Origin of the sequence: Pedobacter nyackensis (assembly GCF_032678475.1) — a bacterium.
GTDB lineage: Bacteria > Bacteroidota > Bacteroidia > Sphingobacteriales > Sphingobacteriaceae > Pedobacter > Pedobacter nyackensis_A.
This window is the reverse complement of the sequence record NZ_JAVTSF010000009.1, coordinates 172,480-186,075: the sequence shown is the minus strand read 5'-3', so window position 1 is coordinate 186,075 and position 13,596 is coordinate 172,480. Positions and strand designations below refer to the sequence as shown.

Annotated in this window: 11 protein-coding genes; 7 read left to right on the top strand and 4 right to left on the bottom strand. The window is 41.5% G+C overall.

What is annotated here, in order from left to right:
• The first annotated feature begins 42 nt into the window (after window positions 1-42).
• Genes R2Q84_RS23505 through R2Q84_RS23490 form a run of 4 tightly spaced genes read left to right on the top strand, consistent with a single transcriptional unit; the run spans window position 43 to window position 7,821 of the window.
• The gene (locus tag R2Q84_RS23505) at window positions 43-1,419 is read left to right on the top strand and encodes a PP2C family protein-serine/threonine phosphatase (RefSeq protein ID WP_316819052.1); all 1,377 of its coding nucleotides are present in this window, start codon (window positions 43-45) and stop codon (window positions 1,417-1,419) included.
• Window positions 1,420-1,478: 59 nt separating this feature from the next.
• Window positions 1,479-5,468, top strand: coding sequence for an FtsW/RodA/SpoVE family cell cycle protein (locus tag R2Q84_RS23500; protein WP_316819051.1), 3,990 nt, complete (start codon window positions 1,479-1,481; stop codon window positions 5,466-5,468).
• Window positions 5,469-5,475: 7 nt separating this feature from the next.
• Complete coding sequence (locus R2Q84_RS23495; protein WP_316819050.1) at window positions 5,476-6,270, top strand: FHA domain-containing protein; 795 nt, start codon at window positions 5,476-5,478, stop codon at window positions 6,268-6,270.
• Between the two features lie 9 nt (window positions 6,271-6,279).
• Entirely contained in the window at window positions 6,280-7,821 is a 1,542-nt protein-coding gene (locus R2Q84_RS23490) for a serine/threonine-protein kinase (RefSeq protein ID WP_316819049.1), read from the top strand.
• Between the two features lie 23 nt (window positions 7,822-7,844).
• On the opposite strand, the gene R2Q84_RS23485 is transcribed toward R2Q84_RS23490, so the two are convergent.
• Together R2Q84_RS23485 and R2Q84_RS23480 are read right to left on the bottom strand one after the other, a co-directional pair.
• Complete coding sequence (locus tag R2Q84_RS23485; RefSeq protein ID WP_316819047.1) at window positions 7,845-9,188, bottom strand: TlpA disulfide reductase family protein; 1,344 nt, start codon at window positions 9,186-9,188, stop codon at window positions 7,845-7,847.
• Window positions 9,189-9,300: 112 nt separating this feature from the next.
• Window positions 9,301-9,735, bottom strand: coding sequence for an Hsp20/alpha crystallin family protein (locus tag R2Q84_RS23480; protein ID WP_316819046.1), 435 nt, complete (start codon window positions 9,733-9,735; stop codon window positions 9,301-9,303).
• Window positions 9,736-9,820: 85 nt separating this feature from the next.
• On the opposite strand from R2Q84_RS23480, the gene R2Q84_RS23475 reads away from it, so the two are divergent.
• Entirely contained in the window at window positions 9,821-10,309 is a 489-nt protein-coding gene (locus R2Q84_RS23475) for a thioesterase family protein (RefSeq protein WP_316819045.1), read from the top strand.
• On the opposite strand, the gene R2Q84_RS23470 is transcribed toward R2Q84_RS23475, so the two are convergent.
• Window positions 10,306-10,680 carry a dihydroneopterin aldolase gene (locus tag R2Q84_RS23470; RefSeq protein WP_316819044.1) on the bottom strand — a complete coding sequence of 125 codons (375 nt, stop codon included), beginning with the start codon at window positions 10,678-10,680 and terminating at the stop codon, window positions 10,306-10,308. The two genes, R2Q84_RS23475 and R2Q84_RS23470, sit on opposite strands and share 4 nt — an antisense overlap.
• A gap of 95 nt (window positions 10,681-10,775) precedes the next feature.
• Between R2Q84_RS23470 and R2Q84_RS23465 the strand changes: the two genes are divergently transcribed.
• Both R2Q84_RS23465 and R2Q84_RS23460 read left to right on the top strand, forming a co-directional pair.
• Window positions 10,776-11,966 (top strand): acyl-CoA dehydrogenase family protein, encoded by a 1,191-nt coding sequence (locus R2Q84_RS23465; RefSeq protein WP_316819043.1) that lies wholly within the window; start codon window positions 10,776-10,778, stop codon window positions 11,964-11,966.
• A 5-nt stretch (window positions 11,967-11,971) separates the two neighbouring features.
• On the top strand, window positions 11,972-12,352 hold the full coding sequence (locus tag R2Q84_RS23460) for an SRPBCC domain-containing protein (RefSeq protein ID WP_316819042.1): 381 nt from the start codon (window positions 11,972-11,974) through the stop codon (window positions 12,350-12,352).
• 70 nt (window positions 12,353-12,422) lie between these two features.
• Here the strand turns inward: R2Q84_RS23460 and lysA are convergent, their stop codons facing one another.
• Window positions 12,423-13,577: a diaminopimelate decarboxylase gene (gene lysA / locus R2Q84_RS23455; RefSeq protein WP_316819041.1), complete on the bottom strand. Its 1,155-nt coding sequence runs from the start codon at window positions 13,575-13,577 to the stop codon at window positions 12,423-12,425.
• Window positions 13,578-13,596 lie beyond the last annotated feature (19 nt).

Sequence of the window (13,596 nt, the reverse complement as noted above, 5' to 3'; positions counted from 1 at the left end):
TGATTTCACATTTTGTGGCTATTAAGAAATCGACCAGCAAGAATGGATAGAAACTATTTTGGAATAACAGACATCGGAAAAGTACGCAGCAATAATGAAGATACTTTTATTGCACAAAAAATAGATGGGACAAACTATATTCTTGCTTGTGTAATAGATGGTGTTGGTGGCTATGCCGGTGGCGAGGTTGCAGCAGCAATTGCAAAAGGCACCATCATAAGTTTGATGGAAAAGCCCGAAGGTGATTTATCATTGCTCATGCAGGCGGCTTTTGCTGAAGCTAACGACCAGATTCTTGCGGCTAAACTGCTAAATAAAGATCATGCCGACATGGCTTGTGTGATGACAATGGCACTTGCTGATCTAAAAACCAACCAGTTTTACTACGCACATGTGGGCGATACCAGGCTGTACCTGTTACGCGATGATTCCTTAATCAAAATATCCAAAGACCAATCCTTTGTTGGCTTCATGGAAGAATCAGGGCGTTTAACGGAAGAACAAGCCATGCAACACCCAAAACGCAATGAGATCAATAAAGCGCTGGGATTTTCAGGGAACATCGGCACGCAGGAAGATTACATAGAGACTGGCCACTCGCCTTTTCTACCTGGCGATATGATACTTTTGTGCAGCGATGGACTCTCGGATATGCTGAACAGGCAACACATTACCGATATCTTGTTAAAACATGGAGGGCTTGAACAAAAAGGAACGGAATTAATTGATGCAGCGAATGCAAATGGCGGTCGCGATAACATTACGGTAGTCCTGGTTAAAAATGATACCCCCGCCTTTGTTCATGAGGCCACAAAACCGATTGCCCGGCCTAAGAAAAAGAAAGTACCGGTAGTTACTCATGAAAACGTAGCTCCTGTTGATGAGCATCCGGTTCAGGAACAAACTACAGCGCTTAGTCCCCTGCCACATAAACAAAAAACCACTGGGTTTAGTCCGCTGTTGAAAATAGGTATTTTCATTGTGTTGGCCGCAATAGCTTATTATTTCTGGAAACAACAATATAATAGTACGCTGGAAGGCAAACACAAACTTCCTGATCTGGCAGTTTTTGATAAACACGCCCAGGCGCTGAAACTACAGGATACATTGGATAAGTTGATTGGGAATATATTGATACTGGACGATTCTACATTTAAATCGCCCATACTAATTGCTGAACCAATTAAAATCAACAGGGATAGCTTATATCTGAAGGCCACTGGTAACATCGTGATCAAAAGCGATACAGGTTACAAAGGACAACCTTTTTTGATTGCACCAAATAACAAAAGTACGTTACTTGAAAATTTCACCCTGGAGAATTTTGATGATTTAAATGTGCTGAAGCGCAAAGGTGTATTGTTAAAAAATGTACAGTTCATCAGAACAGACGGCGTAATTTCCGGAAGCGTAAAGTAAACCTATAATCAATTATAAACTAAATATTAAGCAACATAGATATCAAGTAAAAAATTAATATGGCAGAACAAACAGGAATTACCCCATCAAGAAAAACCGAGCGTATCTTTATACTGCTTGCAACGCTTATTCTGGGGGCTTTGTTTGTGACGCTGTATAATGCCCAGCAACAAAACTTTGCGGATGTGCAGCAGCGATTGGCTGATGGGACGATGATTAACCTCAATGATGTTGCTCCCGGCAAGAAAATCAAAAACCTGTTGATTAAAGGTTATTATTTCGAGGATAAAAAAGATATCGCGCTGATTGAAAATACGGTTGCTAATAGTGCTTTGTTGTACAAAAAGCCAATAGACAATGTGGGTGAGCTCAACAAAAAGAACTTCTTTGTACCTGCTGATATAGCCTTTGCAGAGGGTGGTAAAAATTTTAAAGAGCGGGTGATTGCCTCCCGCTTACTACTTGGCTTTACAGGTAAGGACTCTATTAAATATAAGCAGGAACAAACAAAACCACAGCAGTTAGCTTCAACAAAAGACTTTGCTAAAGGCAGTTATAGCATTAGCGGAAAGATTGTTGATACTGCGAATAAATCGGTAGCAGGTGTTTTAGTAAGGCTTCAGATGATATTACCGCAGGATACCGCCGGCACTGAAGAAGAAATTATCAATGACTTTATCAGTTACGTCCGTACCGATATAAACGGCGCTTATAGTTTTAATCATCTGCCTGATGGTGAGGCTTATGGAGTGCTTCCCTTAAAGCCAGGTTTTCAGTTCGGAAGATCGCAGGGTTTGCAGGAATTGGATAAAGATGCAACGCTTAATTTCCGCCAATCGCCACACACCATCAGGCTGTTTTCGACCAGGGATTTTAAGATCCTAAAAAAGGAAAAATCTTTAATTGTCCGTACGCCGGAAGACTATAACCAGTGGTTTTGGATCATTGTAGTTTGTTTCTTTGCGGGCTTCTACCTCTTGCATGCCATCATGAGCATCAAGTATCCAAAAGCCGATCAATTGATTCTGCCGATTATTATGCTGATGACGGGACTGTCCTTTCTTACGTTACTTAGTTTGCAGGACCCATTGAGAGACCGGTTTTTAGCGCGCGACAGTCTGGTGTTTTATGGACTGGGGGTGCTGAGTATCATCATTATGCTTGTCCTAAACATGCGTAAATTCAATGTTGACTCCAGCATATACCGTATGCTTCTCGTAAAAAACGTTTTTAGCAAAGCCAAGGGCTGGCAATGGGCAATTATGGCATTATGCTTACTTGCCCTTACTATAGTATTTGGTACGGGCCCCGAAGGCAGTGGAGTAAAAGTGAACCTGTTTGGTGTACAACCCAGTGAAATTGTTAAATATGCCATTATACTGTTCCTGGCTGGTTTTTTCGCCTCGAACGAAAGGTTCATTACAGAATACAGCAGCTGGCACAAACGTTGGTTCTTTTTCTCTTTTGCGCTGATAGCCATGGTAGTGTCGATATTGATGTACCTTTTATTAGGTGATCTGGGCCCTGCTATGGTGGTTTGTTTCACCTTTATTATCCTGTTTTCTTTTTCGAGAGGAGATTTTATGATGATGCTAACGGCCATCATCATCTATGTTTTTAGTGCATGGTTCCTGAACATTTGGATTGCCAGTCTGGTAACTATTGTATTGACAGTACTGATCATGATCATCAGTAAGAAAACAAGTGAATCGGCCATGATGATCATCATGGTAATGGCTGCTTTTCTATTGATTGACCAGGTTCCGTACCTGGATAAGCTGATTCCGGGACCGGTAAACAGATTGACTGAACGCAAATCGATATGGCAGGATCCATGGAACAATGAGGTGTACGGAGGCGATCAGGTAGCCAATGGTATATGGGCCATGGCCAGTGGCGGCTTTAGCGGTCAGGGTGTCGGTGAAGGGTTTGCCAAGACTATCCCCGAAGCGCATACAGACATGATTTTACCTGCTATTGGTGAAGAGTTTGGCGGGGCAGGGATCATCGGCATATTTATCTTGTTCCTCGTATTTCTGCACCGCGCTATCGTTATTGGCCGGCAAACAGGAATGCCATTTCTATTTTATTTATGCGCCGGCGTAGGCATCAGTCTGTTTATACAGTTCCTGCTTATTGCTGGTGGTTCTACAGGCGCTTTACCTTTGTCGGGCGTTGCACTTCCATTTATCAGCTATGGTGGTTCTTCTTTAGTCGCCAACATGCTTGCTGCCGGTTTTCTGCTGGCTGTATCACTGGTAAAAGGCTCGGAACTGCAAACGTCTTACATCACCAGACAGCAGGACAAAAACCTGGTACCTGCCTTACTTGCAGCAACTATTGCTATAGTATTGCTTACAGTAACGGTATCTAACTACATTATTGACAATAAAAAATGGGTAGTCCAACCAGCCCTGGTTGCTGATAAAAGCGGTGCCCGGATGTTTAGCTATAATCCACGTATAGCCATTTTAATGAACAAACTTGCAGCGGGCAACCTGTACGACCGGAATGGCCGCATTCTGGCAACGAGCAAACCTGAACAGATTAAAAAGCAACAGCGGGAACTTAGTGCGGCCGGTATTAGCTACAACCTGGACTCTGCCGAACACAAACGCGTAGATAGGTATTACCCTTTTGAAGAACAACTGTTTTTCTGGATTGGCGACAACAATACGGGTGTTTTTAATGGAAGTACCAACGGTTATTTTGCGGAATACGAGCATGCAGCAGAATTAAGAGGCTTTCAAACACCAACTATATCATTCAATACGCAGGCGAAAAAATACCAGGAGAACAGGTTTTTGCCACGTGGCGTAAAGGAGATGACGGTTAGTAAAAGAGATTATAAAGCTCTTGCTCCGCTCCTGTTATCGGGACTGAACAGTGATGAGGTAGAAACCTTTAAGAAGCGTAACAGGGACGTAAAACTGACGATCGATGCCAGTTTACAAACGACCATTCAAAATACCATGGCCCAGGACACGGCGATAAGGAACAGCCGGGTTTCGGTGGTGATTATGGAGGATGCTACAGGGGATGTGCTCACTTCGGCAGTATATCCGCTACCTCCTGTTAAAAACTGGGACTTACTGAACATGACCACTACTGAGCAGAATAAACTGGCGGGTTGGTATACTACAGCCGATTTAGGCTTCACTACTGCCACTCCTCCTGGGTCGACAGCTAAAGTACTTACCGCGATGGCGGCCTTTAACAAGTTAGGTCTGGATGCCGCTAAACGTGTATTTACAGTGAGTACTGCGGAAAGAATCAGGACTAAGGGCATTGAACCAGATGAAACAGGCCGCATTAACCTGGAACGCGCATTGGTCAAATCAAACAACGTATACTTTATTAAAATAGCCAATGAAGAACATCTACAGGATGATATGGCCACTTTGTATTTAAAAACGGGCATGTTTTTGCGTGGTGTGGGTGGTTATTATTACGGCAGGGACACCAGTAACATTAAGCAGGAAGACAAATGGCGGACGTTTTGGGCGAAAACAGAGTTCAATACCAAACCCAAATACGACCCTGCACGTATCCGCCGTACCCGGGCTAAAGGCATATCGGGAATGGCCTGGGGACAAGGCGAGCTGATTGCTACTCCTGCAGCTGTGGCCAGGCTGGTATCGGGCGTAGCCAATAAAGGCAATATTGTAGCCAATCGCTATGTGCTTAAAATCAGTGATTCGGCTACTGCCATTAATCCTGCGATAAAAATTGCCAATAACCCACAATATGCTGAGCTGTTAAGTGGTTATATGCTGAAACAAAGTGAGAACAAGATCTATACGCTTGGGATAAAAGTAGCCGGAAAAACAGGGACACCGGAAAGGATATGGAAAGGTGAACAGATAAACGACGGCTGGTATACTTTTTTTGCACCTAAAGCAAACGGTAAAGGCCATATTGTGGTTTGTATTAGAATAGAATCTACCCGCGGATCAAGTAAAGCGGTGCGGTTAGCCGGACAACATGTAGTGCCTGCCCTATTGAAACTGGGGTATTTAAAGAAAGAAACGACAAAAATTTTAAACTAGATCATATATGTTTAATCTATTTAATAAACGTAACCCGGAACCGCCCCAAGATGTAAAAGCCATCAGGGAACTGCTGCTGACAGGCATCAAACAGGAATTACAGAAACTGGAAGGTGGCGAAGGCAATCACATAAAGGGCTTAGCCTTGTTTATAGCCTGTCCCCCTGCAGAGAAATACATGTATGAATCGGCTGTTTTTGCGGAAGATGAACAAAGGTTTAAAAACGAAATTCAGCGCATAGCGGATGATTTCGCTATTGACCTGCCTCAAAACTGGACCATGCAGACCAATTTTATTGAAGAGCTGCCTGGAGATGCGATAAAACTTACCGGAATAAATGCAGCATTGTATATCAGAACTCCGGAACATGTGGTGGTAACCAGGTCGAAAACTGCATTTATACGCCCTTTAAATGGTGAATCGGAAAAAACAAGCTATAAAATCAATGCTACAGATGGAAAAATCAACATCGGCAGAGAACATAAAGTGCAGGTAAGCGATGGCTTTTTCAGAATCAACCATATCGCTTTTCCTGATGCCAGTTTGAATGAAGCCAACAAATTTATCAGCAGGCAACACGCGCATATTGAATGGGATGCCGATACAGGTTCCTTCCTGCTATTTGCTGATGATGGTGGTATCCCACCAAGAAACAAGGTAAAAATCAGATCGGTTAACGACCATAACCCTGTGAAATTAAATGTAACCGAGCTGGGCCATGTACTGGAAGAAGGCGACCAGATTATCTTAGGTGAGCTTGCTGTTTTAGAATTTAGTTATATTGACACCGATAAAAATTAACATTGTACAATGAGTAAAGTTTTTACAATTACAGAAGGATTAGAGAATCTTGGTGCTTTAAGTACAGGTGGACAAGGTTCTGTGTATAAGGGTAAACGTATAGGTACAATTATCACTGCGGTGAAAATTATGCCTACGCCGATACATACAGAAAGTGAGGATGACAAGAACTTCATTAAGTTTAAAAATGAGGTAGAGAAGCTGAAAAAGGTAAATGAAATGCCTAACCCTAATGTGGTAAAAATACTGGGCTCGGGCCTGACCGAAAGTGGTTCCTTCCCTTTTATTGAGATGGAATATATTGAAGGTCCTGACCTGGAAAAACTTTTAATGCCCCCTCACCCGCCAATTTTTACCGTTCATGAGGTAATTAAACTGGCAGAACAATTGGCGAATGCCCTTGCCCATTGTCACCGGGTAGGGATTAAACATGGAGACATTAAAAGCAACAACGTTAAATTCAATAATGAGACGGGCAATTATGTGCTGCTGGACTTTGGTTTGGCAATCATGTCTGATGAACAACGTCGTACCAGCTTAAGACATGCCGGTGCTGTGGAGTTTATGGCCCCTGAGCAGCATGATGGTGAAATGTTTTTCCAGACGGACATTTACAGCTACGGTATTATACTTTATGAGTTGCTGGCCGGCACGGTTCCCTTTCCGCTGATCAATAAAAACGAAAGTTCCCGTAACCAGGTGATGCTTTCACATATGGAAGCGCAGGTTCCGGACCTGATCGCGCTGCGCAGAAACCGTCTGCCCGAAAGCTGGGATGCGGATAAGAGGAAAAAGGAAATGCAGGTTCCGCAATGGCTGCTGGATGTGATCAAAAAATGCCTGGAAAAGAGTCCTGAAAAAAGATACAGCAACGGGCTGTCTTTACAAGATGCAATTATGTATCGTGGTGGTGAGTTTATTGCTCCGTTGGAAGTTGTTTCTAAACCGGAACCTTTTTATCAGAAGGAAGTTAAAAGTATCCACACGCCTTCTGATGAAGTCAGTTTATCTAAACCGGTATTTGGCATCATGATTCTTTCTATATTGATATTAAGCATGCTTTCGGTATATGGACTTTTTATGAAGGACATCGCCAAAAATCAACTGCCTGCAGCAGATACGATAGCTTCTGCACCTGTTGACACAACCGACACTAAACCTTTAACTGAATCGGTAGATACAACAAACATTCAGCCAATTACGATAGACACAGTAGCTCAAAAGGCAGAGATTGACAGTCTGAAAAAAGAGTATGAAATACAAATAGCCGCATCCGCAAAACGCGCTGAAGCGGAAGCTAAAGCCAGGGAAGCTGGTACAATTATCGTTAGCGAAGGAAAAAAATACCAGTTACCTAAAGGAACGGTTTATTTTTATGAAGCTGCAAGTGTAAACTCGCCTAGAAATGGCGTATTGGGCTTATGGAACAATGCGAAGTTCAATGTAATTGAAGAAGACAAAGGCTTTATTTATGTAACCCATACCAATAAGGACGGCCAGGTTACCAAGGGCTGGTTAAATAAAAATGATCTTCAGGAACAAAAGGAATAAGCTCAGCTTATTCCTTTTGTATTTTATTTAAGTAATTCATCTATGCGTTGCCCCACCTCAGTTTCTGATGGCATTGGGGCATTCATATCAACCATTTTAAAATCTTTATCGATCAGCAGGCTTCTCGGAATGCCAACGATATTGTAATCCCGGAGTTTACTCCTGTTGATGTGCCATTGGTAGCCATCTGCTTTACGTTCGGCCACACTTGCCTTCCATGGCGTAGTTGTATCGTCCAGTGAAAGCGAAATAAACACTACCGCCGGGTTGTCTTTGTATTTCAGTTTAAGCTTCTCAAAATAGGGCATTTCCTTCATGCATGGTCCGCACCAGGTAGCCCAAAGATCAACATATACAACTTTCCCCTTTAAACTGCTTAAGCTTACCTGCCTGCCACTGAGATCCTCCGCTATAAAATCTACCGCAGTATCGCCTTTACCAAAAGCCATCTGACGTACCAACGTTTGATTTACGACCCCTCTTAACTCAGGTGTTTTAATGGCTGCAATTTTCGCTTTAAAGGCACCTAATTGCGATTTATCACTTACTTTTTGGATAGCTCTAACCATTGAATAACTGCTATACCAATCATTTATACTTTGCAGGTCAGCAGCTTTACCTCCATTTTTCACCAGATCGCTGGCGATATCTCTGTAAACAACCAGCTTCATTAAAGATGCGTCTACAAAATTCTTACTATAGAAAGCAAGTTTAGGCGCGATTGCTTTTTGATAGGCCAGCGAAAATTCTTTGGCCTTCTCATCTTTTAATTTTAAACTGTAAATGCTATAATCTTCGCCGCTATAGAAACTATTGATCAGATCGGCCTTAATACGTGCCTGCTCCAGTCGTCTGAATTCAGCTGTAACATTTTTGGTATTGGCCAGTTCCTTTCTTCTGATATCAGCTTGTGCCTCTATTGCAATAATGGTAGCCTCCGGACTTTCTTTAACCTGGCTTCCGGCTTCTATAAATGATCCGCCTTTTGGAAAAGGTGTACTTTTTAAATAGGCATTAGCTTCTGCTCCCCTGCCTTTAAATACAGCTGCCATCTGGTTCTTATAATCAACGACGATCTCCATATCATCACCCGGGCTTAAGTACAAAATATTACGCCCCAGTCGGAAATAATTGGGTTTCGCTAACTTAAACCTGATGTTGAACGAAGATTTTGCGTCTGGTACAATCATCCGTTCGTTGGTTGGTGGCAACAGGTACTGAAATTCAGATAAGTCCTCGACCTGCACCTGATTACTAAAATTTTTAAGTTCACCTTTCAAGGTTACCCATTCTGTTTTTTTCTGAGCTGATGCAACTGTAAATAACAGCAGACATGAGCATAGCAAAGTATTTAGCTTGTTAGTCATACCATTAAGAGGATCCAAAAGAGAAATAGGACTATCGGCAGCTTAAATATTTTCAATAAAAAAAGGGCAGTCTTGCGACTTGCCCTTTTTCACCTTAAAACAAACTAACCAATTATGAAACCTTTATTTCTTTAGTTGCTGATTTAGACTCATCTTTTTTACCAATGGTAATGTTCAAGATACCATTTACGTATTCAGCTGTAATTTTCTCACCGTCAACACTCTCAGGTAATACAAATGATCTTGCAAACGAGAAGTAGTCGAACTCTTTTCTGGTGTAATCTTTTGTCTCTTCAGTTTCAGTAGTTTTTTTCTCTGCCCAAACTGATAAGGTGTCTTTTTTCAGGTTAATTTGAAAATCCTCTTTTGTTAAGCCTGGCGCTGCCAATTCAATCTTGTAATCAGTCTCAGACTCTAAGATGTTAACACCCGGTACTTTATTAATTGTTAAGTTTTTATTTAATGCTTCACTAAACAATGAGTCGAATACATTGTTAAAGTAAGGGGCAGTGTTTCTGGTTCTGTTGTTAAATTTTACTAGTGTCATGATTGTTTCTCCTATTTTTAGTTTTTTATGAATGACTAATTTTATACTAACCCTATATTCAACTCTTATACCAACCTAATTTTCTATGATTTTTAAGACATTTTGGCGCAACAGAAATAAAAAGACAGACAAAAAGACAGACATCATCAATACTTTAGACAGTTTTAAGTATAAAACGACCATCGAAACCCGCTTTGCAGACTTCGATATGATGGGGCATGTAAACAACGCGGTGTACTTTACCTATATGGAAATTGCCAGGACTAAATATTGGAACCAGGCCATACAGTGGGACTGGAAAAAAACCGGAGTGGTAATTGCAAAGGCCTCTATCGATTATATCTTACCCGTTTTTATAGAGGATAAAATCAGCATATACGTACGTACCTCAAGAATTGGAAACAGTAGTTTCGACCTGGAATACCTGCTGGTAAAACTGGTGCATGGTAAGGAACAAATATGTAACAAAGGAAAAACAACCTGTGTTGCTTTTAATTACGCCAGCAAAAGCTCCTTTCCTATTCCGGAAGACGAGAAATCACGCATGATATCCTTTGAACAACTGGAAGGCTAAACAGCTTTGTAACTCAATTGTACAAATGAATGACCTATTTCGCCTGGCATTGGAGGGTTTAACTTTCTGATGCCTACCGTTGCACTAAGCACAAATGGATAGGCCGATACCGTACGATCGATGATATTTTTAATTACCGTTTCTAGCATCTTTTGTGTTCTGGCCATCTCTTCCAGAATAATGGTATTTAAGACTTCGTAATTTACGGTATGTTGCAGGTTTTCAGTATCACCAAACGGGATAAACTCAACAACTACATCAACCATGAAATAAATTCCTGTCAATTGCTCCTCTGGATAATAGCCATGCAGCGCAAAACATTTAACATCCTTAAGGGCAACGGTTTGTATATAAGCAGGTGATTGAGACATCTCTTAACTTTATTTTGTTTGGTATTTACCAGCCATACCTTGAAATTAGTACCTTTGACAAGACAGCCGATTGTACGCCAAATATAGTGTAAACAATGAACAAATCCTCCAAAAAAGACCTTTATGAAGCTCCTGACTATTATTTGTTAGATGAGTTGTTGTCGGAAGAACACAAGCTGATCCGTGCAACGGCCCGTGATTGGGTGAAGAAAGAAATCAGTCCGATTATTGAAGATTACGCGCAAAGAGCGGAATTTCCAAAACATATCATTAAAGGTTTGGGTGAGATTGGTGCATTTGGCCCTACGATTCCGGTTGAGTATGGTGGTGCCGGCCTGGATTATATCGCTTATGGCATATTGATGCAGGAAATTGAACGTGGAGATTCTGGCATCAGGTCTACAGCATCTGTACAAGGTTCATTGGTGATGTATCCGATTTTTGCTTATGGAACTGAAGCGCAGCGTCGCAAATACCTGCCGAAATTAGCTACAGGTGAGTTAATGGGCTGCTTTGGACTTACAGAGCCCAACCACGGCTCCGATCCGGGAGGAATGTTAACCAACATTAAGGATAAAGGTGACCACTATATATTAAATGGTGCTAAGATGTGGATATCTAACGCCCCTTTCGCTGATATTGCTGTTGTTTGGGCAAAAGACGAATCGGGCAAGATACGCGGGTTAATTGTGGAGCGTGGCATGGAAGGCTTTACTACACCTGAGACCCACAATAAATGGAGCCTGCGGGCATCGGCTACCGGCGAACTGGTGTTTGACAATGTAAAAATCCCTAAGGACAATGTGTTCCCGAATATTAAAGGATTGAAAGGTCCGCTGGGTTGTTTAAACCAGGCACGTTACGGTATTGCATGGGGTGCTTTAGGTGCGGCCATGGATTGCTACGATACCGCTCTGCGTTATGCTAAAGAACGTATTCAGTTCGAGAAACCTATTGGCAGCTTTCAGCTACAACAGAAGAAACTTGCCGAAATGATTACCGAAATTACCAAAGCGCAGCTCCTGGTATGGCGCCTGGGTGTACTTAAAACTGAAAACAGGGCTACGCCGGAACAGATATCAATGGCAAAAAGGAACAGTGTAGAAATTGCATTAAATATTGCCCGAAATGCCAGGCAAATGCTCGGCGGAATGGGCATAACAGGTGAATATTCGATTATGCGCCACATGATGAACCTCGAGTCGGTGGTGACCTATGAGGGGACACACGACATCCACCTGCTCATTACTGGAATGGATGTCACAGGAATAAATGCATTTAAATAATTTTGATGAAAACTTTTAAAAAATATTATCACATCCCGGCAAGCCCAGAAGAGGTTTACTGGGCATTAACGAAACCACAAAGTATACAGTTATGGACTGGCGCCGAAGTAGAATTTACTGAAGAACCAGGTACAGAGTTTTCATTTTGGGACGGAGACATTGTAGGTAAAAACCTGGAATTTGATTACGGAAAGAAAATAGTGCAGGAATGGTATTTTGGAGACGACAATGAACCGTCTATTGTAACCATTAAATTGCACCAGGACAAAAAAGGAACTTCCCTGGAATTTGTACAAACGAATATCCCTGAAGCTGATTACAATGATTTTACTGAAGGCCTGGATGAATACTATCTTGGTGGCCTTATAGATTTCTTTGACGAATAAAATGTCTACAAAAAAATCGGGTAATCATATGTTATGATTACCCGATTTTTTTTCGAATGATGGTTATCTTTTAAGCTTCTTCGTTATAAACAGATCTGATTTCATCACGAAGGTTGTACTTCGAAGCCATTACTTCTCCGTAAGCGCCCGCACTTCTGATGGCGTACAAATCGCCTCTAAAAGTTTCAGGCTGTTCAACTTCTTTTCCGAAGCAGTCTGTACTCTCGCAGATAGGACCTACGATATCATATTTTAAAGCAGTTTCATTACCTCTTGTTAAATTCTCAATCTTGTGGTAAGCCTGATACAATGCCGGACGCATCAGTTCCGTCATGCCTGCATCCAAAACGACAAAGTTTTTCTTCTTGCCATTTTTTACATATAAAACCCTGCTGATGAGCGAAGCCGATTGCCCAACTAAAGCTCTGCCTAATTCAAAATGAACTTCCTGTCCTGGTTTAATATCCAAAAACTCAGAGAATATTTTAAAATAGCTTTCGAAATCAGGAATCTGTCCATCTGGATTGTGATAATCAATACCTAAGCCTCCCCCAACGTTTAACACTTTTACATTGAAACCTCTTTCTTCAAACCAAATGGCAAATTCGTTTACTCGTACACAAAGGTTTTTATAAACGTCCAGATTGGTAATCTGTGAGCCAATATGAAAGTGGATACCTATAAATTCAATATGAGCTGAAGCTCTCAAAGTTTCCGCACACTGTGGTAAATCCCATGAATTTACACCGAACTTATTTTCGTCCAATCCGGTAGTGATGTTATGATGTGTATGCGCATCTACGTTAGGATTAATACGGATAGCTACCCTCGCCTTTTTACCTTTCTTTTCAGCTAATTCATTAATCACTTCCAGTTCCTGAACAGACTCTACATTGAAGCAGAAGATATCCTTGTCTAAAGCATGGTTAATTTCTTTATCTGACTTACCAACTCCGGCGAAAACGATTTGAGCATTATCAAAACCGGTTTCAACCGCCTTATTTACTTCGCCCCCACTAACACAATCAGCACCAAAGCCAACAGCCTTAATTGCCTGCAAAACTTTTTCATTGAAATTTGCCTTCATGGCATAGTGAACATGAAAATTGTATAACTTAGCGGCCGCTGCGCAAGTATTTAAGGTATTTTGCAGCAGATTCAGGTCGTAATAATAGAAAGGTGTTTCTAAATTTGCAAACCGTGATATATCTTTATTAGAAAACATAATGTTTAAATATCTTGTT